Below are 22,243 nucleotides of genomic sequence, written 5' to 3'. Positions count from 1 at the left end.
ACCAATGAAATACCTACTAGATAGGCGGTTTTTATTGCACTTTTAGGCTATATTGCACTCTAATAAATCATCCATTGAGTAGGGTAGTCGAGTCCATGTCCCTAGAGCACCAACTACAAGCCCACGGCGAAGATGCTATGGTGGCTCTAGGCAGGCAGTTTGGGCACGCATTAAGTGCTGGCGCACAAGGTGCTACAGTGTTTTTGCAGGGTGACTTGGGTATGGGGAAAACCACATTTACTCGAGGCGTTATGCGTCACTTTGGTCATCAAGGTGCGACAAAAAGCCCTACCTATACTCTAGTGGAACCATATCAGTTTGAGCAACAAAAATTACATCACTTTGATCTTTATCGCTTGGGTCACCCAGAAGAATTAGAATATTTAGGTATTCGGGACTACTTTGATGGGTATGCTATTAATTTGATAGAGTGGCCAGATAAAGGGCTGGGTTATTTACCCCAAGCTGATGTTGTATTAACTATTCATCCTCTGGACCGCGGGCGAAAACTCACTTTTGTGGCAAAAACCAGTATGGGTGATGCTATTTTGGATGGCCTAGGCCAGGTTCAACAATGAGAGTGTTTTTGCTGCTTGCATGGGCCTTCTTTTCTATGGGGTCCTGGGCTGCGAAAATAGAAAACATACGCATTTGGCCAGGACCAGATAACACACGATTAGTGTTTGATATTAGCGCCGCGGTGACTTTTGAAGAAATTATTTTAACCAATCCAGACCGTCTAGTGATCGATATTGACCGGAGCATACTGTCTACCTCTGTTGCCAAATTAGACTTTACTAACAGTCCAATACGCAGCATTCGCTCTAGCCAGCGCAGCGATAATAAATTACGCCTAGTGCTGGATTTAGCCTACAAAACTAGCCATAAAACTTTTACCTTGGTGCCTAACCTAAGTTATGGCCATCGGTTGGTGGTAGATCTGTCCAATTATAAACTACCACCCCCAACGCCTACAAAAGGTGCAGTGATAAAGCCATCACTGCCACAAAATACGTCCTTAAGTGGCTTGGCTTTATTGGATAGCCAAAGGGATATTGTGATTGCCATTGATGCAGGCCACGGTGGTGAAGATCCTGGTGCGCTGGGCCCCAAATTTAGTGGTAAAAAACTACAAGAAAAGCATGTGGTTTTAGCTATTGCCAAACACTTACAAGCGCTGATTAAAAAGGAGCCAGGGTTCGAATCTTTGCTCACTCGCAGCGGTGACTATTACATAAGTTTAAGGGGGCGTACTAAAAAAGCCCGTCAGGCCAAGGCCGATTTATTCATTTCTATACACGCAGACGCCTTTAAAAACAGTAAAGCTAAAGGAGCATCTGTTTGGGTACTGTCTAGGAAAGGCTCTGATAGTGAATTGGGAAAGTTTTTGGTAAAAAACGAAAATGATACTGACCCAGCTAGTAGTTACATCGGTGAAATAGATTTGGATGACTATGCTAAAGATCCTGATGTAGTTGAGACCTTGGTTGGTATGCATATGGTTGTCAGTCAAGCTATTGGTAAAGGTGTCGCTCAGCAGGTCCTTGGCAATATAGGCAAGATTGCTAAGCTACATAAAAGACACGTTGAAAAGGCTGGTTTTGTGGTGCTTAAGTCACCGGATGTGCCTTCTATATTGGTCGAAACCGGGTTTATATCAAATCCCGGTGAGGCTGCAAAATTGCGTACCAAAAAGTATCAAAAACAAATGGCCAAGGCTATTTTTAAAGGTTTAAGGAGCTACTTTTATAGCCACCCGATAGCTAATACTTATATTGCCTCTGTAGTAGAAGCAAAGCGCAAGCTACGTTCATATAAGGTAGTGTCTGGAGATACGCTTTCTGCTATTGCTCAAAGATTTGGTAGCAGTGTCAAGCGCCTGCAAGACGCCAATAAAATGACCAGTAAATCTGTATTACTGGTTGGTAAAATACTTATTATCCCGGCAGGCTAAATGGCTTGCCCCACTATAGATTACGAGCGTCCTAATGACTGCAAAAATCCATCAACTCAGCCCACGTTTGGCTAACCAAATTGCCGCTGGTGAAGTGGTAGAGCGCCCTGCTTCGGTGATAAAGGAGTTGCTGGAAAACTGCCTAGACGCAAAAGCTAGTAAAATTGATGTAGACGTTGAGCAGGGTGGCGTAAAACTTATGCGCGTGCGTGATAATGGCACCGGAATTGGTGAACAAGACTTAGCGCTAGCCTTAAGCCGCCACGCGACCAGTAAAATCGCCAGCTTAGATGATTTGGAATCAGTGCAGAGCCTAGGTTTTCGTGGCGAAGCTCTGGCGAGTGTGAGTTCCGTATCGCGCTTAACGCTTACATCAAATACTGAGGGCCAAGAGAGTGCTTGGCAAGTAATGACGCAAGGCCGAGACATGGAAGCTCAATTACAGCCTGCTGCTCATCCTGTTGGTACCAGTGTTGAAGTGAGGGATTTGTTTTTTAATACTCCCGCTCGGCGTAAGTTTTTACGTACAGAAAAAACAGAATTTGGCCACGTAGAAGAAGTGATAAAACGCTTGGCCTTAAGCCGGTTTGATGTAGCTTTTAGCCTTAAACATAATCAAAAAGTGATTCACAACTTGCGCCCAGCAGATACTCAAGCTGCCCAAGAAAAACGTGTAGCGAGTGTTTGTGGCCCTGCTTTTATGCAGCAAGCCTTGCATATCGAAATGGAAGCGCCAGGGTTGAGGCTATGGGGATGGGTTGGCCTGCCGACCTTCTCTCGCAGCCAGATGGACCTTCAGTATTTTTTTGTTAATGGTCGAGTAGTGCGAGATAAGCTAGTAGGGCATGCCGTGCGTCAGGCTTATCGTGATGTGCTTTATCATGGGCGTCATCCGGCGTTTGTATTGTATTTAGAACTAGAGCCTGCAAATGTCGATGTGAACGTTCACCCCACTAAAAACGAAGTGCGTTTTCGTGATGGCCGCATAGTGCATGACTTTATCTTTCGTAGCCTGCACAAAGCCTTGGCTCAAGTGCGGCCAGAAATACCTACAGGTGGTGGCATTGAACAGTTGGGCGTCATGCAGGGCCAGTCTCAGATGCAGCCTCAAGGGCTTGAAATGGGTGTATTTGCTGGCCAAACGCAAGTGGATTTGGGCCAAATTGCCGGTAATCCAACATCATCAACTATGCAGCAAATGCCTTGGCAGAGCGGATCGTTAAACCAGCACTCACCGCATCAAATGCAGGAGCAGGCTAAAGTATATGCCAGTTTGCATGGCGATGCAGATCCATCAATGGGTTCTGCAACTGAGGCCGGGCAGGTGCCACCCTTGGGTTATGCCGTGGCGCAACTCCACGGTATCTATATCGTTTCTGAAAATGCCAAAGGCATGGTACTGGTGGATATGCATGCAGCCCATGAACGCATTGTTTACGAAAAAATGAAAACATCATGGGCAGAGCAAGGCATTAAAGCTCAGCCTCTGTTAGTGCCTATATCCATGGCTGTGAGTTCCCGTGAAGCGGATCAGGTTGAGACGCAGCAAGAATTATTTACTGAGCTAGGTTTTGTTATCGACAGGTCTGGCACGGAAAATTTAGTGGTGAGGCAAGTGCCTAGCTTGTTGCAACACGCCAACGTTGAACAATTAGTGCGAGATGTCCTAGCTGATGTAGTCACCTATGGCAGCAGTGACCGCATTAGGGCAGCTCATAACGAACTGCTAGGCACTATGGCTTGCCACGGTGCGGTGAGGGCTAATAGAAGGCTAAATCATGTAGAAATGAACGCACTGTTACGGGACATGGAAATTACCGAGCGCAGTGGGCAATGCAACCATGGTCGCCCTACATGGACGCAGCTGAGTTTGTCTGAACTAGATAAACTGTTTATGCGGGGGCAATGACAGGTGTGTCCTAGTCAGTTATCACCGGCCATTTTTCTTATGGGCCCAACTGCTGCAGGTAAAACAGATTTAGCTGTAGAGCTGGTGCAGCAACGAGCCTGTGAAATTATTTCTGTAGATTCGGCGCAAATATATCAAGGCATGGATATCGGCAGTGCAAAACCAGATTCCTCCACCCTAGCCGCAGCACCTCATCATCTGATTGATATTTGTGATCCCCTTGAGGCTTATTCGGCAGCTCGGTTTCGCACTGATGCGTTAGCCCTTATGGCACAAATTACCGCTCGTGGTAAGGTGCCCCTGCTGGTGGGGGGCACCATGATGTACTATAAGGCGTTAGTGGATGGTTTAGCGCAATTGCCTATATCAGAGCCGGTTATACGCGGGCAGTTAGAGCAAGAAATACAAGACCACGGCCTAGGGGCAATGCATGTCCGTTTGTGTGAAATTGATCCAGTGGCTGGGGCGCGTATTAATGCTACTGATCCCCAGCGGATTACGCGGGCCATGGAAGTGTTTTTGCTTAGTGGAGAAACCTTAACGGCCCATTGGTCTAGGCAAAAGCAGCAGTCCTTGCCATATCAAGTGACTTCAGTTGGCGTATGGCCGCCAGATCGAGCCTTGTTACACCAGCGCATAGAGCAGCGTTATGAAATAATGTTGCAGCAAGGTTTTAAGCACGAAGTGAAGTCTTTAATGGCCCGTGGAGACCTGCATTTAGATCTGCCCTCCATGCGTTGTGTAGGGTATCGTCAGATGTGGCAACACTTGGCTGGCGAATACGACTACGCAATGATGCAATACAAGGGCATTGTGGCAACTCGGCAATTAGCTAAAAGACAGTTGACTTGGCTGCGCAGTTGGCCAGAATTACAGATGTTTGATAGTTTAGATACAAAATTAGCATTCAAAGTTTTGCAAATATTCGATAGAATAGGGTTTTAGCGTAAAGGCTGCGTAAAACGACTTGCATCTGTTGGTACATTTACGCATCATAATTCTCGAACTTTACCCTAAAGTTATATTAATGTTACAAGGAGCTACCATGTCAAAAGGGCAAACCCTACAAGACCCTTACTTGAACGTATTACGCAAGGAGCGAGTGCCGGTTTCTATTTTTTTGGTAAACGGTATTAAATTACAGGGCCAGATTGAGTCTTTCGATCAATTTGTAATCCTGCTGAAAAATACCGTTTCCCAAATGGTATATAAACATGCCATTTCAACTGTAGTGCCGTCTCGCCCAGTTAAAATGCCAGCTGAAGACGAACTAGATTAATTTTGTTGGCTTTTTTGAAACCCCGACGAGCACCTAAGGGTGCTCGCTTTGATTTAGGTTATTGTTTTGTTTTTTGAACGTCACCAATCAGGCGAACGTGCGATCCTTGTCCATCTTGAAATGGGCCAAGAGGGTGAGCGTGAAGATGCCAATGAATTAAAAGAGCTGGTTTATTCAGCTGGTGCAGATCCCCTAGAAACAATAGGTGGCTCACGCGCAACTCCTCATCCAAAAACCTATGCTGGTTCTGGTAAAGTAGAAGAGATTAAGCTGGCCGTGGAACAACACGAAGCTGAAATTGTCATCTTTAACCATGCCTTAAGCCCTGGTCAAGAAAGAAATTTAGAGCTTGAACTGCAGTGCCGAGTGTTAGACCGCACAGGTTTGATTCTTGATATTTTCGCCCAGCGTGCCCGTACCCATGAGGGTAAGTTGCAAGTTGAGTTGGCTCAGCTAGAGCATATGTCTACTCGCTTGGTTCGAGGCTGGACCCACTTGGAGCGTCAAAAAGGTGGTATTGGTCTGCGTGGTCCAGGTGAAACCCAGTTAGAAACTGACCGTCGTTTACTGCGTGTGCGTATCAATACCATATTAAAGCGCTTAGGTAAGGTGCGTAAGCAACGTGAGCAAGGGCGTCGTGCTCGTCGCCGTGCAGAGGTGCCTACCATTTCTTTGGTGGGCTACACTAACGCTGGTAAGTCCAGTTTGTTTAATCGAATTACCATTGCCGATGTGTATGCTGCAGACCAATTATTTGCCACCTTGGATCCAACCTTTAGACGCCTTGAAATTAAAGATGTTGGCCCCACTATATTGGTAGACACGGTAGGTTTTATTCGTCACTTACCCCATAAGCTTGTAGATGCCTTTCGTGCTACGCTACAAGAAACGGCGGAAGCAACGTTATTACTTCACTTGATTGATGCAAATGATGAAAAACGTGACGATAACATAGAAGAAGTTGAATCGGTGCTGGAAGAAATTGGCGCCGATGATTTACCCCATTTATTGGTGTACAACAAGATTGATATGTTAGAAGATTGCCCCCCACGTATTGACCGTGATGGTTATGGTGTGCCAAGAAGGGTTTGGTTAAGTGCTCTAACGGGTGAGGGTGTAGACCTTCTGGTGCAAGCCATTAGTGAGCGCTTAGGTGGTGAAATTTTTGCTCAACAACTTGTGCTGGAACCTCAGTATGGTAATTTGAGAGCTCAGCTTTATGCCTTAGACGCCGTAGAAAAAGAAGGTATTAACGATCAAGGCCACATGGTGTTGAACGTGCGCTTACAAAAGCGAGATTTTTTACAAACATTGAGTCGTATAGGAATGGATGCAACGCCTTTTGTAGGCAAACCAGCCAACCCATGGGACTCATAACCATTTAATAACTGCAATAATCAGGAGAAGATTATGGCCTGGAATGAACCGGGTAATAACGGTAAAGACCAAGATCCATGGGGCGGCAATCGTCGTCCAAATGGACAAGATCAGGGGCCACCTGATCTAGATGAAGCGTTAGGTAAGCTTATTGAGAAATTCAATGGCTTATTTGGTGGTTCTGGTAATAAAGAGACCTCTGGTTCAGGTGGTGGTAATACCCCAACTTCTACAGGTAAAATTATTGGTTTTGGTGCCGTAATTATTATAGTTTTATGGGCAGGTATGGGTTTCTATACCGTAGACCAACAAGAGCGTGCAGTGATTTTGCGCCTTGGCAAGTTCAGTGAAACTGTGCAGCCTGGCTTGCATTGGAATCCACCGTTGGTTGATCTTGTCACTAAAGTTAATGTCACGGCTGTTCGTAACGTTGAACATCGTGCCTTAATGCTTACAGAAGATGAAAACATCGTTGAAGTGGGTTTATCGGTTCAATACGTTGTGTCTAGTCCTAAAGATTTCTTGTTAGAAGTTAGAGATCCAGAAAATAGCTTATTACAAGCTACGCAAAGTGCCTTGCGTCATGTGGTAGGCGGTTCGGAAATGCACTCTGTGCTGACCGAAGGCCGTGCCCTTCTGGCTTTAGATATTGAAAGCCGATTGCAGGCCTTATTGAATGACTACCAGACTGGCTTAGAAGTCATTAAAGTAAACATAGAAAATACGGCAGCACCTTCGCAAGTGCAGGATGCGTTTGATGACGTGATAAAGGCTCGTGAAGATGAGCAGCGAGTTAAAAACGAGGCCCAAGCCTATGCCAACGGTATCGTGCCAGAATCTCGTGGTCGTGCACAGCGTGTGAGCGAAGAGGCCCAAGCCTACCGTGAGCAGGTGGTTGCCCGCGCAGAAGGTGAAGCAACTCGTTTTACTAAATTACTAACGGAATACCGGAAGGCTCCAGAAGTAACACGTGAGCGCCTTTATATTGTTGCCATGGAAGATGTACTTTCCAATGCTTCTAAGGTCATGGTAGACGTTAAGGGTGGCAATAACATGATGGTGTTACCCCTAGACCAAATCATGCAGAACCAATCTTTGCGTGCAGCAACGGGTGCTGGTGGTAAAATGTCTTCCAGTATGGTGGATGAAATTACTAACCGTGTAATTCAACAGCTAACTCAAGGCGGTTCATCTTCAAGGGAGTCTCGTTAACATGGCTACTCGTACTTTAGTGACCTTAATTGGCTTATTTGTGGCACTTCTTGTCGCCTCTTCTACACTGTTTGTAGTAAAGGAAACAGAACGCGCAATTATGCTTCAGTTTGGTGAGGTGGTGCAGTTTGATATCCAGCCTGGCCTACATGTGAAAGTTCCATTCGTGAACACTGTGCGTATATTTGATGCTCGCGTGCTTACTTTGGATGCTCGTCCACAACGTTACTTAACGCTAGAAAAGAAAGCTTTGATTGTTGATTCTTTCGTCAAGTGGCGTATTCACAACGTGGCTGACTTCTATACTGCAACTTCTGGTGATGAATTTACCGCTGCTAAGTTGTTAGCGTCTCGTGTAGATACCGGTTTGCGTAACCAGTTTGGCGAACGCACCTTAACGGAAGTAGTTTCCGGTGAGCGTGATGAGCTAATGGCTGAACTACGTGAAGAGCTTAACGAAGTAGTTAAGACAGATATGGGCATCGAGGTGGTTGACGTGCGCGTGAAGCGTATCGATTTACCCCAGGAAGTAAGTGAATCTGTTTACGGTCGCATGCGCACAGAGCGTGAGCGTGAAGCCCGTGAACTGCGTTCTAAGGGTAAGGAACTGGCCGAAGGTATTCGTGCCGATGCAGATCGCCAAGAAACGGTCATCGAAGCGAATGCCTACCGTGAGTCAGAGCTTATTCGTGGTGATGGTGATGCCATTGCAGCAGCAACCTACGCTGCAGCCTTCAACAAAGATCCAGAGTTCTATAGTTTTTACCGTAGTTTAGATGCTTACCGTAAAACCTTTGGTGCTGGTGGTGACGTGATGTTGATCGAGCCTGATAGTGAGTTCTTTAAGTACATGAACCAGTCTACTCTGAAGTAAGCCTTCGGCTTGCTTTTAGCAAGACATTAAAAGGGCCTTTCGAGGTCCTTTTTAGTGGCTGCTTTTTAAGCCTGAAAGGTGGTCATTTGTGGCTAAAAGAAGTACAATTGTGTAACCGAGAAGTAGGGTCCGAGATGGGCCGTATGATGCTCGGTTTTTTTGTGTTTGAAGCATTAGTAAAGAACCATGAATGAATTGACCCAACACCTACTGGTGGCTTTTTGCTTGATGCTGATAATAGAAGGTATTTTGCCTTTTTTATACCCACAAAGGTGGCGTCAATTAGTGGTTCAGCTAGCACAGATAAGTGACCGCAATATGCGACTGTTAGGTTTGGGAAGTATGCTTTTAGGGCTTACCTTACTGCTTTTAGTGCGTTGATTTAATGCAATTGTTTGGGAAACAGGAACTCACATGAGTCGTGCAAATCGCTGGTTATTGCCAGATGGCGTAAAAGAAGTATTGCCCCCGGAAGCTGCCCGTATAGAAGACCTGCGCCGCACCGTGGTCGACCTATACCAAGCATGGGGTTACGACCTAGTTATGCCGCCACTCATTGAATACATTGATTCATTGTTGATTGGTACTGGTGATGACTTAGATTTAGCCACCTTTAAGGTGATTGATCAAAAAACTGGCCGTACCATGGGTATTCGCGCAGACATTACGCCTCAAGTTGCCCGTATTGATGCCCACAGTATTGACTGTGATGGTATCAACCGCCTGTGTTACTCCAATACTGTATTGCACACAAGCGCTGCCAACCCCTTAGCCTCTCGCAGCCCGTTACAAGTGGGCGCAGAACTATATGGTCACGCTGGCATTGATAGTGACCTTGAGGTCATTAGTTTGATGTTAGAAACACTCGCCAGGATAGGCATCAAACATCCCATTACCTTAGACTTGGGCCACGTGGGTATCTACCGTGGCTTGATTGATGCTATCGGCTTAGCTGATGATGATGAAAGAGAATTGTTTAATCTGCTGCAAAGTAAAGCAGTAGCCGATATAGATGTCCTGGTGTCAGCTATGGATTTGACGGATGAGGCGAAAACTATACTGTCACAGCTGCCCCGGTTATACGGTGAGACTTCGGTTTTACATCAGGCCGAACAAATATTTGCTAATGTGTCTGCAGAAGTCTCTACAGCCATTGTCTACTTACGTGAGTTGTCAGAGGCAGTTAGCACGCGCTTCCCTCAGGTGACCTTGTACTTTGATTTAGCCGAACTACGTGGTTATGAGTACCATACTGGAGTGGTTTTTGCCGCCCTCACACCAGCTTTTGGCCAAGCCATTGCTAAGGGTGGTCGTTATGATGATATTGGCAAGGTGTTTGGCCGGGCACGGCCTGCAACTGGATTTAGTGCCGACTTAAAGGTGTTGTCGGAACTGTCTGAGGTGCCTTTGGTGCAGGCTGACACCATTGCAATGCCAGCAGAAGTAGGTTTGAGTAGTGCACAGCGTAAAAGTCTATGGATAATGCAATCTCAATTGCGTCTGCAAGGCGAACGTTTGGTTGCACAACTATTTGATAGTCCTGCACCAGAGCGGTGTTCCCGCCAATTAGTTTGGCAAAATGATGTTTGGAAAATAGTCCCAACATCCTAAGTTTAAATAGGCTTCTATTATAAACTATGAATTTTAATTTTGGCGTGATCTCACGTGCAGCAGCAATAAACTAGAGCAAAATATTATGGGTAAGAATGTCGTCGTTTTAGGCACCCAATGGGGTGATGAAGGCAAAGGTAAGATCGTTGACTTGCTCACCGATCAGGCCACGGCAGTGGTGCGTTTTCAAGGGGGCCATAACGCGGGTCATACTTTAGTGATCGAAGGCGAAAAAACTGTTTTGCATTTAATTCCTTCAGGTATTTTGCGTGACACGGTTACCTGCTTTATAGGTAACGGTGTTGTGGTTGCTATGGATGCGTTACTAAAAGAAATGGCAGAGCTAGAAGAGCGTGGTATTCCTGTGCGTGATCGTTTGCGTATTAGCACTGCTTGCCCATTAATATTGCCTTACCACGTTGCCCTAGATCAAGCGCGTGAATTGGCTCGTGGTGATGAGAAAATTGGCACCACAGGGCGTGGGATTGGACCTGCCTATGAAGACAAGGTGGCTCGTCGTGGTTTGCGTTTAGGAGATTTGCTAGATCCACAACGGTTTGCAGTAAAGCTTAAAGAGGTGATGACTTATCATAACTTTGTCTTGCAAAACTTCTACCGTGTTAAACCATTAGATTATACCCAAGTCTTAGAAACTGCATTGGCTCAAGCCGAGCAGATTAAAGCCATGTTTACCGACGTGACTGCAGAAATTCACGATTTGCGCCGTGCAAGTGAAGATATTCTGTTTGAAGGTGCCCAAGGTACATTGCTCGACATTGACCATGGTACATACCCTTATGTAACCTCTTCAAATACCACTGCTGGTGGCACGGCTACAGGTTCTGGCTTTGGCCCAATGTACCTAGATTACATTTTAGGCATCACCAAGGCGTACACTACACGTGTTGGCAGCGGCCCATTCCCAACAGAATTATTCTGTGATGTGGGTTTAGGCCTTGCGAATCGTGGCCATGAATTAGGTGCTACTACAGGCCGCCCACGTCGTTGTGGTTGGTTTGATGCTGTTGCACTTAAACATGCCATTCAGATTAACAGTGTGTCAGGTATCTGCCTGACTAAGCTGGATGTATTGGATGGTATGGACGAAATTAAAATGTGTGTTGCTTACCATGACGCCATGGGTAATGAGGTATCTTGCCCAAGCGATGCTGAAGGTTTTGCAGCCGTGACCCCTATTTACGAAACCATGCCGGGTTGGACTGAGTCTACCGTAGGTACCCAGACAGAAGCACAACTACCCGCTGCTGCGTTGGCCTACATTGCCCGTATTGAAGTCTTGATTGAGGCGCCAGTGGACATCATTTCCACAGGCCCAGATCGAATTGAAACAATTGTTAAACGCCATCCTTTTGGCTCCTAGGAAAAAATGACACAAATCGACGATCCACATGCTCAGCGTGAGGCGCAAAAGTACGACAATCCAATTCCCAGCCGTGAATTTATTATGGATCACTTGCGTGACCGAAGCGGCCCAGCAACGCTTAAACAGGTTAGTTTTGAACTGGCCTTGTTTGAGGCAGAAGATGTAGAAGCACTGCGTCGCCGTTTACGTGCCATGGAACGCGATGGCCAGCTGATAAGTGACCGCAAAGGTGCCTATGGCGCTATCCATAAGATGGACCTTATCCATGGCCGTATCATAGGCCATCGAGATGGCTTTGGTTTCTTAAAGCCCGATGCAGGTGGTGATGATTTATTTCTCAGCCACCGTCAAATGCGAGCTGTGTTAGATGGCGACAAGGCCCTGGCTCGTATTACTGGTGTAGACCGCAAAGGCCGTAGCGAAGGCGCTATTGTTGAAGTGACTGAGCACAATACTCGGCAAGTTGTGGGGCGGTTAACGAAGGAAAATGGCATTTGTTTTGTGCGCCCAGATAATCAGCGTATTAGCCAAGACATTCTAATTTCAAGCGATAGCGTACTTCAAGCTCAGCATGGCCAATATGTTACCGTGCGCATTACTCACCAGCCTAACAAACGCAATCAAGCTGTAGGTGAAGTTGCTGAGATTTTGGGTGAACACATGGCTCCAGGCATGGAGATTGATGTTGCTATTCGAACCCACGAAATACCCCATGAATGGCCGTTAGAGGCCAGTCATGAAGCTGCTAAGCTTGCCCCAGAAGTCACTGAAGCTGATAAGCATGATCGTATTGATCTTCGTGAAATGCCTTTTGTTACCATTGATGGAGAAGACGCTCGCGACTTTGACGACGCAGTTTATTGCCGTAAAAGAACCTTAGGTGGCTGGCGTGTATATGTTGCTATTGCTGATGTAAGCCATTACGTCCGCACGGGCACTGCTTTAGATACAGAAGCTCACAGGCGAGCAACCTCAGTGTATTTTCCTGAGCGTGTAATCCCTATGTTGCCAGAAGCTATTTCCAACGGTTTATGCTCTCTTAATCCCCATGTCGATCGGTTGGTCATGGTGTGCGAGATGACTATCAGCAGTAAGGGTAAGTTGAGTGGCTACGAGTTTTACGAAGGTTTAATCCACTCTCACGCCCGCTTAACTTACACCAAAGTGGGTGCGATGCTGGATTCAGATGATGAGCAATGTCTGGCTTTACGTCAAGAATATAACCATGTAGTAAAGCCTGTAGACCAATTGCATAAGCTGTATTCTGCTTTGCGTTCTGCCCGTGACGCCCGTGGCGCGATTGATTTTGAAACCCAAGAAACACGTATCATCTTTGGCGAAGACCGTAAAATAACTGACATAGTGCCGGTACACCGCAACGATGCCCATAAGTTGATTGAAGAGTGTATGTTAGCGGCTAACGTGAGTACGGCTAAGTTTTTAGCGAAGCATAAACTAGATGGTTTGTTCCGTGTGCACAAAGGCCCTAAGCCTAGCAAGCTAGAAAACTTGCGTGGATTTTTAGGTGAAATGGGTCTTTCATTGCCAGGTGGGGAAGAGCCAAAACCAAAGCATTATCAGGCGCTGTTGAGCTCTATCAAGGGCCGTCCTGACGCACACTTAGTGCAAACTGTGATGTTACGTTCATTAAGTCAGGCCGTTTATACGCCAGAAAACGAAGGCCATTTTGGTTTAGGCTATGACGCATACGCGCACTTTACGTCGCCCATTCGTCGCTACCCTGACTTGCTCGTTCATCGTGCCATACGCAGTGTGATTCAAAGCAAGCGGTTGAGCCGGTATGTGAAGCGAATTAAAGCCACTGAAAAGCAACCACAGTCGCCATGGTATCCATATACCACTGCGGACGTAGTGATTTTGGGCGAACATTGCTCAATGGCTGAGCGTCGAGCAGATGCTGCTGTTTGGGATGTAGAAGGCTGGCTTAAGTGCGAATACATGCAAGGTCATATCGGTGATTACTTCCATGGCACCATTAATGCTGTAACTAGTTTTGGTTTGTTTGTTGAGTTGGCTGATGTTTATGTTGAAGGCCTTGTGCATATTAGTGCGTTACCAGGTGATTATTATCACTTTGATGCAGCTAAGCATCGTCTCCAAGGAGAGCGCAGTGGCAAAAGTTTCCGCTTAGGTGACAGTATTGAAGTACAAGTGGTTCGAGTAGACCTAGACGAAAAGAAAATTGATTTTGAGTTAGCTGATGCGCCACCAAAAATTAAGTCTAAAACGGGTCCAAAACCGAAATCAAGGCCTGTGCCTAAAGCTAAGTCAAAGCCTAAACCTAAGTCGAAGAAGTCCAGTGCTGAAACTTCAGCAGATGCCCCTTTGTTTGATCAAAAGGGTAAGCCTTCTGGCGGTGCAAGAAAACCTCGCCGTAAAAAGACTGCGCCGTAAATAAGGTATTTGAGAGTCGTTAATTATGGCTAACATTGAATATGTCTTTGGCATTCACGCTGTGCAAACTAAATTGCAACGCAACCCCGAGCGGGTGCAAGAAATTTGGCTTCAAGAAGGTCGTGAAGACCAACGCTTAAATCAAGTTAAGGCGCTGGCAGACGAGCAGGGCATTGAATGTCAAATAATGCCCCGCCGTGATTTAGACAATAAAGTTAAGGGTCGACACCAGGGTGTGGTTGCTGGGTGTACTCCAAACCCAGCTAAAGATGAGCATTTCCTAACGCAGTTGTTAGAAGAGCTTAAGGAGCCAGCATTTTTGTTGATCTTAGATGGTGTAACGGATCCCCATAACTTAGGTGCTTGTTTGCGTACCGCAGATGCTGCTGGCGTACATGCAGTCATCGCGCCCAAAGATAAGTCAGCGTCACTTAATAGCACCGTAAGCAAAGTGGCTTGTGGTGCAGCAGAGAGCATACCTTTTGTGCAGGTGACTAATTTAGCCCGCTGCCTCAAAAGTTTGCAGGATGCTGGTGTTTGGATTACAGGTACCGCCGGCGAAGCCATCCAGCATATTCACCAAACCGACCTTACAGGCAACATGGCTTTAGTGATGGGAGCGGAAGGCGAAGGTATGCGTCGCCTTACCCGTGAAGGGTGTGACCAGTTGGTTAAAATTCCTATGGCGGGTGAAGTGAGTAGCCTTAATGTATCTGTGGCTGCGGGTGTGTGTTTATTTGAAGCAGTACGTCAGCGCAGTTAGATTATTCACTAACTCATTTTCCTGCTGGAGATGAGTTTAGTCCTGAAGTAATACGTCTTTAGCTTGGTTGATTTGGCTAGCTAAATAGGTGCTGCCCCCTTTATCAGGGTGATTTTTGGCCATCAAACGTTTGTGGGCAGATATTATTTCTTCATGGCTGGCATCTGCTTCAACATCTAAAACTTGTCTTGCCTGTTGTTTATCCATAACAGATGCACTGGGAGCGTTGCTCTTAGTGCTGGTTTGGCTAAAACGTTTGATCGTCTGCCATAGGCCAAAAGCCTGAAGAACAGGCCTGCCATAGACCGCTAGGCCGCCTAGAAGGCTTATGGCCACAGGCCACAAGCCACTTAATGCCAACCCGATAGCTACTATTGCAATGATCACCACTGCTGTGCGCAATAGAAATGGCTTGCCATTGCTAGGTGCGCTATTCAGTAATAGACGAATCAGCAAAGCAACAATAACAATGCCTAAAACCCATAATATTAAAATCATTTCAATCTCCAGCTTCCTAGGTTAGGTCAGTTTGTTTAGATGTCAAGATGAGACGATGCAGGTTGCCACGCTCGCGAAAAGCAAAATAAATCACCACAACAAAAGCAATCACATCTGCAATAGGGAATGAATACCAAATACCATTGATACCATAAATTGTGGGTAATATGAGTAGCGCAGGTATGAGTATAAAATAAATTCTTAGGGACGATAAGAAAATGGCATGTCTAGCCTTCCCCAAGGCCTGAAATAAAGAGCTAATGACACTGTGGGCATTGGACAGTGGAAATAATAAGAAAGACCAAAAGGCGATGCCGGTTGTGGTGGCCAACAGTGCCGTGTTTTGGGTGAAGATACCAATAATCTGTTGAGGTGCAAGTAACATCAAAGCGCTCACACCTAAGCCGTAACATAGGCTTGAAATAACGCCAAGTTTGATCATGGCTAAAACTCGGTCATATTGTTTAGCGCCATAGTTGTAGCCAGCAATAGTTTGAAAGGAAATAGTCATGGCAATGGCTGGTAATATAAAAAAGATCATTAAGCGGCCAATGAGCCCGTATGAACTTACATACAGGTCACTGTCAACTTCAGTAAACTGGATTACTGTGTAGTTGGTTAAACCTATAAATACAGATACCCCAGCATGGGATATTAGAATGGGTATGCCTAGTAAAGTGACGTCCTTAAGAATCCCCCAGTTCATCTGATAAGCAAACGGGCGTAATTTTAAGTGGGTTCTGCCACCTAAAATGAAGTAAAGCATTAACGCTGCAGCAAATATCTGAGACAGGATGGTGGCATAAGCTACGCCCTCCACGCCCATATCCAAGACGAAGATAAACACGGCATCTAACACAATGTTCAGCAGCGCAGATGACACCATGCTAGCCATCATTAACATGGCCTTGCCTTCCGCTCTGAGTAAATCACCAGGAATACTACTAACAAATACGATTGGGAAGCTCAGCAATACCAAGGGCACGAGATAACCATAGGCGTATGGCCACAATGCTTCTGACACTCCCAGAAATTCGAGTAAGGTATCTATATTTAAATAGATGCCTAGGGTAATGGCTATGGCCATAGTTAAGGCTAAACGGAAGGCGATATCTATTGTGGTATTGGCAGCAGTTTCCTGTTTTGCGCCTAGTTGGCGAGCTACAATTGAAGCCATACCGCTGCCCACCAAAGTGGCCAAAGCAAAGATAAACATTTGAATTGGAAATACAATGGAAATGCCACCCATGGCATTCACACCAATGGCGCGGGTAACAAAAATCGCATCAACGACATTGTAAAGGCCATTCACCATCATACCCACAGCGATAGGAGCAGCCATGCCAAAGAATAGCCCTAGGATGGGTTTAGTGCCTAGGTGGCTGGTGTGCTGGCCCATAGTAAAACGTCCTTGTTATGTTTATTAACTACACACGTGCTGGAGAGTGGTGATGACTTGATTAACATCCGTAGTCCAAGCCATAGCTGCTGCATCCACTTCCTTTAAAGGGTGAACGATGTCTTCGCTATGTAAGGTAATGTATGGCGTACCCATGGCAGCGCAATACCCAGCATCAAAAGCGGCATTCCATTGCTTATATTTGTCGCCAAACCTAATGATGGCGATGTCTGCTTGGGCAATGAGGTTCCTAGTGCGAATGGCATTCACCTTGGCCGATTGGTTGTCACGCCAAAAGCTGGTAGCCGTATCTGCTAAGTGGTCACCTGCTGCATCACTGACTTCGTGGTTGGTGCAGGCGGATGAAAAATTTACAGGCAGGTTTAGTTCTGCACAACGGCTAATGATTTGCTCGCGCCAGTCCGTATGTATTTCGCCAGATAAATAAATGTTCCACATAGTTTTTTCTCAAATTGGTATTGGTTCGTTTCACAGGCACTTAATATATGCTCTTAGCATTGCTGTACTTACATCAAGCTTTTCTCATACCCATGGCGGTAGCTATTCTGCTATTTGTGACACACCGATTAGCCCAACTCAGGCCCCATGTAATATATCAGTCGTTATCGCTCTAGTCTCAAAAAAAGCTGTCATAATGCGTAAAGTTTTGACTTTAATTAGGTAGGTGCGTAGGTGCTTTAGTCTTGGCAATATTCGGGCACTTAAGCAAGTTACTAAAAGCGTGATAACTTGTACCTTTCCATTAGTTTACGTATAATGCGCCATCACATTTTTAGGTGTGATTTTTCTCCTTGCTTTAAGGCTGTAGTTCAATAACGAATTATTAGACGCTTAAGGCTATTTAACCCATAAGGAGCAGCAATGCGTCATTATGAAATTATCTTTTTGGTCCATCCAGACCAAAGTGAACAAGTACCCTCTATGATTGAGCGCTACACCACGACTATTGAAGCTGATGGTGGTGCGATTCATCGTTTAGAAGATTGGGGCCGCCGTCACTTGGCTTACCCAATTAGCAAGATTCACAAAGCTCACTATGTACTAATGAACGTTGAATGTTCAAACGCCGCATTGGTCGAGCTAGACAGCAACTTCCGTTACAATGATGCGGTAATTCGCAACATGGTTGTACGAATGAAAGCTGCTGAAACTGGGGATTCCCCTGTTAAAGCTGCTGAAAGCCGTGAAGACCGTCGTCGTCAAGAACGCGCCCCTCGTGCCGAAGCCTCTGAAGCAGAAGTTCCTCAAGCAGAAGCTCCTCAAGCAGAAGTTCCTCAAGCAGAAGCTCCTCAAGCAGAAGCTCCTCAAGCAGAAGTTCCTCAAGCAGAAGCTCCTCAAGCAGAAGTTCCTCAAGCAGAAGCTCCTCAAGTAGAAGTTCCTCAAGCAGAAGCCTCTGAAGCAGAAGCAGAAGCAGAAGCCAAAGCCAAAGCCGCCAAAGCCGCCAAAGCCAAAGCCGCCAAAGCCGCCAAAGCCGCCAAAGCCAAAGCCGTCAAAGCCGCTGAAGCCGCAGCTGAATAATTAACTGGAGATATTGACCATGGCACGTTTTTTCCGTCGTCGTAAGTACTGTCGTTTCACCGCCGAAGGCGTAACTCAAATCGACTATAAAGATATTGAAGTTTTAAAAGGCTACGTATCTGAAACTGGCAAGATTGTACCTAGCCGTATTACCGGTACTAAAGCACGCTATCAGCGTCAGCTTTCTACCGCTATCAAGCGCGCTCGTTACGTTGCATTGTTGCCATACACTGACGCTCATCAGTAAGCTGTATTAACATATGCGCGGACTAGCTCAATACGCCATGCGTGGCAACAAACAAGTAACTATGGTTGCAGTGTTGTTTGCTATCATTCCTGTGTTGTTTTGGATAAGTGCAGCACTTGTGGCCTTGGTGATCTTGAGAAAAGGTTATCAAGCTGGAGCTAATGTTTTTATGTGGAGCCTATTACCTGCTATAGCTTGGTGGAGTAATGGAGATCCAACACCTGCTTTAACTTTAATAGGTGTGGCAGGTTTGGCTAGCGTTTTACGCTACAGTGCCAGCTGGGCTTATGTGTTGGTTGCTAGCCTATTGGCTGCAATTGTATCTATGCCTATTTTAGCTAGCTACTTGCAAGATGTAATGGCGGTTTTTGCCGAAGCTGGAATTCAGCTAGAAGCGCAACAAAATTTGCCAGAAAATATTGATAAAAAGCTACTACAAACCCTCATGGAGGGTGTGTTAGGTGCCGTACATATGGCTATATTGTTAGCCTGTGTCGTGTTGGCGCGTTGGTGGCAGGCGGCGTTGTATAACCCAGGTGGTTTTCAAACCGAATTTCATCAGTTGCGTTTGCCGATATGGCTTACGGGAACTCTAGCTTTAGCCGTATTCGGCTTAAGCAGTATTACCGACATGACGCAATGGTTGTTTGTGTTATCAATACCATTGCTATTTGCAGGCCTGGCGTTAGTGCATGGACTGATTGAGCAATTAAAATTAGGCCGAGCTTGGCTGATTGCAACCTATTTGGGGTTGCTACTCTCAAGCGCAGTGGTCTTTACTCTATTAGCATTATTAGCCACCTTGGACAGCGTGTTCAAGTTACGGCAACGTTTGCCAGTTAGGGTAAAAAAATAGAATTAGACTCTTCGTGTATACATGTTGAGCAAACTAAGGAATTAAACATGAATGTAATTCTTCTTGAAAAAATTGGTAAGTTAGGCGCGCTGGGTGACACTGTTTCAGTTAAAGCTGGATATGGCCGTAACTTTCTAATCCCAAATGGCAAAGCTGTACCTGCCAACAAAGCTAACGTTGAAGCTTTTGAAGCACGCCGCTCAGAACTAGAAGCTGCTGCTGCTGAAAAGCTATCTGCTGCTCAAGCTCGTGCAGATGCGATGGGCAAATTGACTATCACTATTGCTGTTAACGCTGGCGAAGAAGGTAAGCTGTTTGGTTCTATCGGAACTAACGAAATCGCTGCTGCCCTACTGGAAGCTGGTCATGCCGTTGACAAGACTGAAGTGCGTCTACCTGAAGGTACGTTGCGTGCATTGGGCGAAACTGCCGTTGCTATCCAACTTCACAGTGATATCACTGTAGAGGTGACTGTAGCGCTTATTGCTGAGTAAAGTTCCGCACTCATTATTGCGAGCGTAGCGTAGCAATTCAAGACTTCAGTTAATGCATTGCCACAGGCCTTTGGCCTTCGTAATGACGCAGGCTAAGCACCGTAACAAAGCAATCTCAAAAAGCCCCAGTAAAGGGGCTTTTTTGTGCCTGTGGTAAAGGTTATCATGGGCCAGTATTCATCTTATTAAATCGACATTTTCATGCTACCAGCTTCACATTTACTTAAGTCCGACCCTCAACTTGATGCACTTAAGGTGCCTCCTCAGTCGCTAGAGGCTGAGCAGTCTGTGCTAGGCGGTTTGATGTTGGATGAAATGGCATGGGACCGGGTGTCTGAGGCCGTGGCAGAAGTTGATTTTTACCGTCAAGATCATCGGCTCATCTTCCGTGTAATGACTAAACTGGTAGGCGATTCTCGACCTATAGACGTTATTACTTTATCAGAAGAGTTGAGCCGTATAGATGAATTATCCAATGCTGGTGGTCTAAGTTACCTAGGTGAGTTGGCGAAAAATACTCCGAGTGCGTCAAACATTACCGCTTATGCCAATATTGTCCGTGAAAGGGCTATATTACGTCAGCTCATTGGTGTGGCCAATGACATAGCCGATTCTGCTTTTCATACAGAAGGCCGTTCTTCTGATGATGTATTGGACGAAGCAGAACGTAAAGTGTTTGAAATCGCTGAGGCACGCCCAAAAGAAGGCGGACCACAATATGTTAACCCTATCCTTAAAGGTGCAGTAGAACGCATTGATCAGTTGTTCCGGTCAGACAGTGCAATTACTGGTTTAAGTACGGGCTTTACAGACCTAGATAACAAAACTTCAGGCATGCAAAACTCTGATTTGATTATCGTGGCAGGCCGACCGTCAATGGGCAAAACTACCTTTGCCATGAATATTGTCGAAAATGCCGCAGTAATTGGCGATGCACCCATACTCGTATTCAGTATGGAAATGCCAGCTGAACAGCTGATGATGCGCATGCTGTCATCCCTTGGCCGTATCGACGCCACCCGCATGCGTACGGGTAAACTGGAACAAGATGATTGGCCTAAACTTACAGGTGCGGTAAACTTACTAAAAGATAAGCCGCTCTATATTGATGACAGTGCGGGCTTAAGCCCAACCGAAATACGCACTAGGGCAAGGCGAATTGCCCGTGAACACGGCAGTATTGGCATGATCATGATTGACTATCTTCAGCTGATGCAGATTAAAGGCCACACCGAAGGTCGCACCGCGGAAATTTCAGAAATTTCACGTTCTTTGAAAGCCCTAGCGAAGGAACTTAAGTGCCCGGTGATAGCGCTGTCACAGCTTAATCGTAGTTTGGAAAATCGCCCCAACAAACGGCCAGTAAACTCAGACTTACGTGAATCTGGTGCCATCGAGCAAGATGCTGACCTCATTATGTTCATCTACCGTGATGAAGTCTACAATGAAGACAGTGAAGATAAAGGCAAGGCCGAAATCATCATTGGTAAGCAACGTAATGGCCCTATTGGCACCTCGCGCTTAGCCTTCATTGGTAAATACACCCGTTTTGAAGACCTCGTACATAGCTATGATGGCTATGATGACGTGGAATAACCTAAGTTACGGCATAACCTGTATAGGTAAGACGATGAGTGACTGGTTTAATGATGAAAAAACTCAAGTCGATATGGGCGTTAGCGCCTCTTTGCTAAACCACTTACCTATTGGCTATGAATTAATTACTACGGCAAATGACTTGCGTTTGTATGGCGATCACAACATCGATTTAATGGAATCCTTGCACTTGGCTGGCGGGCATTGGGATCCAGACTTACTGGCCTATAGCATACCCCTAGGGCGTCACGCCCAGCTTGAACATGCCCTTAAGCACTTCACGCAACAGCAACAAGGTATGGCTGATACCATGAGTATTTTGGCGAGGCACATGGCGCCTGACCAACATCAGGTTGAACAACAGCGACGCAAGAAAGCGGTGGATCAGCGTATTAAAATTATCGTCGGTCGTTACCATGCAGGGGACTTGCTCAAAGGTCATGAAATTCTCAGTTTAGGCAAGCATTGGCAAGAATTTCCGGGGTTGCAATGGCAAGTAGTAGATAAAGCCAAGTGTGTTACCTGTAATAAATTTTCCCGGGTATCCTCCACCCAGACATGTCAGCAGTGCGCTGCCAAAGACAGTGGCCTTGAGCCTATTACCTACTGCTACGCCTACTTCGACTAACGCTTTTCAAGAGGGTCAGTGCATCCTGAAAATATGTAGCTAGGGTTGTTGCATGATGAGGCTAAAGTACAGAACTAGGTAATGCTCCTAGTTTTCTATTTTGACAAATGTGATGCTAACCTGTGCCTTAATCGGCTTCAACAATCATCAAAGTAGCTCTTTTGTTACACAGTGGTAGTTTGGTTCCATATATTGCTACTGTCTGATA

Annotated in this window: 21 protein-coding genes and 1 pseudogene; 19 read left to right on the top strand and 3 right to left on the bottom strand. The window is 45.9% G+C overall.

Annotated elements, in window-relative coordinates; translation table 11 throughout:
* Positions 1 to 95 precede the first annotated feature (95 nt).
* From tsaE to rlmB, 13 genes are all read left to right on the top strand, one after another.
* On the top strand, positions 96 to 578 hold the full coding sequence (gene tsaE / locus ABXT70_RS11410; RefSeq protein WP_443640616.1) for a tRNA (adenosine(37)-N6)-threonylcarbamoyltransferase complex ATPase subunit type 1 TsaE: 483 nt from the start codon (positions 96 to 98) through the stop codon (positions 576 to 578).
* Positions 575 to 1,954, top strand: a complete 1,380-nt coding sequence (locus ABXT70_RS11405; protein ID WP_443640615.1) for an N-acetylmuramoyl-L-alanine amidase — start codon at positions 575 to 577, stop codon at positions 1,952 to 1,954. The genes tsaE and ABXT70_RS11405 overlap by 4 nt, the downstream gene beginning before the upstream one ends.
* Before the next feature lie 34 nt (positions 1,955 to 1,988).
* Complete coding sequence (gene mutL, locus ABXT70_RS11400; protein ID WP_443640614.1) at positions 1,989 to 3,863, top strand: DNA mismatch repair endonuclease MutL; 1,875 nt, start codon at positions 1,989 to 1,991, stop codon at positions 3,861 to 3,863.
* A gap of 39 nt (positions 3,864 to 3,902) precedes the next feature.
* Positions 3,903 to 4,808, top strand: a complete 906-nt coding sequence (miaA, locus tag ABXT70_RS11395; protein ID WP_443640613.1) for a tRNA (adenosine(37)-N6)-dimethylallyltransferase MiaA — start codon at positions 3,903 to 3,905, stop codon at positions 4,806 to 4,808.
* A gap of 100 nt (positions 4,809 to 4,908) precedes the next feature.
* The gene (hfq, locus tag ABXT70_RS11390; protein ID WP_046482115.1) at positions 4,909 to 5,142 is read left to right on the top strand and encodes an RNA chaperone Hfq; all 234 of its coding nucleotides are present in this window, start codon (positions 4,909 to 4,911) and stop codon (positions 5,140 to 5,142) included.
* Between the two features lie 66 nt (positions 5,143 to 5,208).
* Positions 5,209 to 6,519, top strand: coding sequence for a ribosome rescue GTPase HflX (gene hflX, locus ABXT70_RS11385; RefSeq protein ID WP_443640612.1), 1,311 nt, complete (start codon positions 5,209 to 5,211; stop codon positions 6,517 to 6,519).
* Positions 6,520 to 6,552: 33 nt separating this feature from the next.
* A complete protein-coding gene (gene hflK / locus ABXT70_RS11380; RefSeq protein ID WP_443640611.1) occupies positions 6,553 to 7,731 on the top strand; it encodes an FtsH protease activity modulator HflK in 1,179 nt (392 codons plus the stop codon).
* 1 nt (position 7,732) lies between these two features.
* A complete protein-coding gene (gene hflC, locus ABXT70_RS11375; RefSeq protein ID WP_443640610.1) occupies positions 7,733 to 8,605 on the top strand; it encodes a protease modulator HflC in 873 nt (290 codons plus the stop codon).
* A 186-nt stretch (positions 8,606 to 8,791) separates the two neighbouring features.
* On the top strand, positions 8,792 to 8,986 hold the full coding sequence (locus ABXT70_RS11370) for a DUF2065 domain-containing protein (protein ID WP_443640609.1): 195 nt from the start codon (positions 8,792 to 8,794) through the stop codon (positions 8,984 to 8,986).
* A gap of 33 nt (positions 8,987 to 9,019) precedes the next feature.
* Entirely contained in the window at positions 9,020 to 10,216 is a 1,197-nt protein-coding gene (locus ABXT70_RS11365) for an ATP phosphoribosyltransferase regulatory subunit (RefSeq protein WP_443640608.1), read from the top strand.
* Between the two features lie 85 nt (positions 10,217 to 10,301).
* A complete protein-coding gene (locus ABXT70_RS11360; RefSeq protein WP_443640607.1) occupies positions 10,302 to 11,597 on the top strand; it encodes an adenylosuccinate synthase in 1,296 nt (431 codons plus the stop codon).
* 6 nt (positions 11,598 to 11,603) lie between these two features.
* Complete coding sequence (rnr, locus tag ABXT70_RS11355; protein ID WP_443640606.1) at positions 11,604 to 14,015, top strand: ribonuclease R; 2,412 nt, start codon at positions 11,604 to 11,606, stop codon at positions 14,013 to 14,015.
* Positions 14,016 to 14,040: 25 nt separating this feature from the next.
* Positions 14,041 to 14,778 (top strand): 23S rRNA (guanosine(2251)-2'-O)-methyltransferase RlmB, encoded by a 738-nt coding sequence (rlmB, locus tag ABXT70_RS11350; RefSeq protein ID WP_443640605.1) that lies wholly within the window; start codon positions 14,041 to 14,043, stop codon positions 14,776 to 14,778.
* Positions 14,779 to 14,814: 36 nt separating this feature from the next.
* On the opposite strand, the gene ABXT70_RS11345 is transcribed toward rlmB, so the two are convergent.
* Genes ABXT70_RS11345 through ABXT70_RS11335 form a run of 3 tightly spaced genes read right to left on the bottom strand, consistent with a single transcriptional unit; the run spans position 14,815 to position 17,134 of the window.
* Complete coding sequence (locus tag ABXT70_RS11345; protein WP_443640604.1) at positions 14,815 to 15,276, bottom strand: DnaJ domain-containing protein; 462 nt, start codon at positions 15,274 to 15,276, stop codon at positions 14,815 to 14,817.
* Between the two features lie 16 nt (positions 15,277 to 15,292).
* The gene (locus ABXT70_RS11340; protein WP_443640603.1) at positions 15,293 to 16,675 is read right to left on the bottom strand and encodes an MATE family efflux transporter; all 1,383 of its coding nucleotides are present in this window, start codon (positions 16,673 to 16,675) and stop codon (positions 15,293 to 15,295) included.
* 24 nt (positions 16,676 to 16,699) lie between these two features.
* Positions 16,700 to 17,134, bottom strand: a complete 435-nt coding sequence (locus tag ABXT70_RS11335) for a YtoQ family protein (RefSeq protein ID WP_443640602.1) — start codon at positions 17,132 to 17,134, stop codon at positions 16,700 to 16,702.
* Between the two features lie 423 nt (positions 17,135 to 17,557).
* Here ABXT70_RS11335 and rpsF point away from each other — a divergent pair.
* The 6 genes and pseudogenes from rpsF to ABXT70_RS11305 all read left to right on the top strand — a co-directional run.
* Positions 17,558 to 17,905 (top strand): annotated as a pseudogene (rpsF, locus tag ABXT70_RS11330) (30S ribosomal protein S6); the annotation flags it as partial.
* A gap of 328 nt (positions 17,906 to 18,233) precedes the next feature.
* Positions 18,234 to 18,461 carry a 30S ribosomal protein S18 gene (rpsR, locus tag ABXT70_RS11325; protein WP_046482048.1) on the top strand — a complete coding sequence of 76 codons (228 nt, stop codon included), beginning with the start codon at positions 18,234 to 18,236 and terminating at the stop codon, positions 18,459 to 18,461.
* A 13-nt stretch (positions 18,462 to 18,474) separates the two neighbouring features.
* On the top strand, positions 18,475 to 19,317 hold the full coding sequence (locus tag ABXT70_RS11320; protein ID WP_443640601.1) for a hypothetical protein: 843 nt from the start codon (positions 18,475 to 18,477) through the stop codon (positions 19,315 to 19,317).
* A 47-nt stretch (positions 19,318 to 19,364) separates the two neighbouring features.
* Positions 19,365 to 19,811, top strand: a complete 447-nt coding sequence (rplI, locus tag ABXT70_RS11315) for a 50S ribosomal protein L9 (protein ID WP_443640600.1) — start codon at positions 19,365 to 19,367, stop codon at positions 19,809 to 19,811.
* A 201-nt stretch (positions 19,812 to 20,012) separates the two neighbouring features.
* The gene (dnaB, locus tag ABXT70_RS11310) at positions 20,013 to 21,407 is read left to right on the top strand and encodes a replicative DNA helicase (RefSeq protein WP_443640599.1); all 1,395 of its coding nucleotides are present in this window, start codon (positions 20,013 to 20,015) and stop codon (positions 21,405 to 21,407) included.
* Positions 21,408 to 21,441: 34 nt separating this feature from the next.
* Entirely contained in the window at positions 21,442 to 22,035 is a 594-nt protein-coding gene (locus tag ABXT70_RS11305) for a hypothetical protein (protein WP_443640598.1), read from the top strand.
* Positions 22,036 to 22,243 lie beyond the last annotated feature (208 nt).

This window comes from Candidatus Njordibacter sp. Uisw_039 (assembly GCF_047730075.1).
In the GTDB taxonomy this organism is placed as follows: Bacteria; Pseudomonadota; Gammaproteobacteria; order Pseudomonadales; family Balneatricaceae; genus Njordibacter.
Note: the sequence above shows the minus strand (reverse complement) of the source record. Positions and strands in the feature narration are given on the sequence as shown.

Excerpts from the sequence above, each read along its gene's own strand:
- rlmB (WP_443640605.1), top strand. The coding sequence starts at position 14,041 with ATGGCTAACATTGAATATGTCTTTGGCATTCACGCTGTGCAAACTAAA.
- ABXT70_RS11340 (WP_443640603.1), bottom strand. The coding sequence starts at position 16,675 with ATGGGCCAGCACACCAGCCACCTAGGCACTAAACCCATCCTAGGGCTA.
- dnaB (WP_443640599.1), top strand. The coding sequence starts at position 20,013 with ATGCTACCAGCTTCACATTTACTTAAGTCCGACCCTCAACTTGATGCA.
- mutL (WP_443640614.1), top strand. The coding sequence starts at position 1,989 with ATGACTGCAAAAATCCATCAACTCAGCCCACGTTTGGCTAACCAAATT.
- hfq (WP_046482115.1), top strand. The coding sequence starts at position 4,909 with ATGTCAAAAGGGCAAACCCTACAAGACCCTTACTTGAACGTATTACGC.
- ABXT70_RS11370 (WP_443640609.1), top strand. The coding sequence starts at position 8,792 with ATGAATGAATTGACCCAACACCTACTGGTGGCTTTTTGCTTGATGCTG.
- ABXT70_RS11335 (WP_443640602.1), bottom strand. The coding sequence starts at position 17,134 with ATGTGGAACATTTATTTATCTGGCGAAATACATACGGACTGGCGCGAG.
- ABXT70_RS11360 (WP_443640607.1), top strand. The coding sequence starts at position 10,302 with ATGGGTAAGAATGTCGTCGTTTTAGGCACCCAATGGGGTGATGAAGGC.
- hflC (WP_443640610.1), top strand. The coding sequence starts at position 7,733 with ATGGCTACTCGTACTTTAGTGACCTTAATTGGCTTATTTGTGGCACTT.
- tsaE (WP_443640616.1), top strand. The coding sequence starts at position 96 with ATGTCCCTAGAGCACCAACTACAAGCCCACGGCGAAGATGCTATGGTG.
- hflK (WP_443640611.1), top strand. The coding sequence starts at position 6,553 with ATGGCCTGGAATGAACCGGGTAATAACGGTAAAGACCAAGATCCATGG.
- ABXT70_RS11320 (WP_443640601.1), top strand. The coding sequence starts at position 18,475 with ATGCGCGGACTAGCTCAATACGCCATGCGTGGCAACAAACAAGTAACT.
- rnr (WP_443640606.1), top strand. The coding sequence starts at position 11,604 with ATGACACAAATCGACGATCCACATGCTCAGCGTGAGGCGCAAAAGTAC.
- rplI (WP_443640600.1), top strand. The coding sequence starts at position 19,365 with ATGAATGTAATTCTTCTTGAAAAAATTGGTAAGTTAGGCGCGCTGGGT.
- ABXT70_RS11365 (WP_443640608.1), top strand. The coding sequence starts at position 9,020 with ATGAGTCGTGCAAATCGCTGGTTATTGCCAGATGGCGTAAAAGAAGTA.
- miaA (WP_443640613.1), top strand. The coding sequence starts at position 3,903 with ATGGGCCCAACTGCTGCAGGTAAAACAGATTTAGCTGTAGAGCTGGTG.
- rpsR (WP_046482048.1), top strand. The coding sequence starts at position 18,234 with ATGGCACGTTTTTTCCGTCGTCGTAAGTACTGTCGTTTCACCGCCGAA.
- ABXT70_RS11345 (WP_443640604.1), bottom strand. The coding sequence starts at position 15,276 with ATGATTTTAATATTATGGGTTTTAGGCATTGTTATTGTTGCTTTGCTG.
- ABXT70_RS11305 (WP_443640598.1), top strand. The coding sequence starts at position 21,442 with ATGAGTGACTGGTTTAATGATGAAAAAACTCAAGTCGATATGGGCGTT.
- ABXT70_RS11405 (WP_443640615.1), top strand. The coding sequence starts at position 575 with ATGAGAGTGTTTTTGCTGCTTGCATGGGCCTTCTTTTCTATGGGGTCC.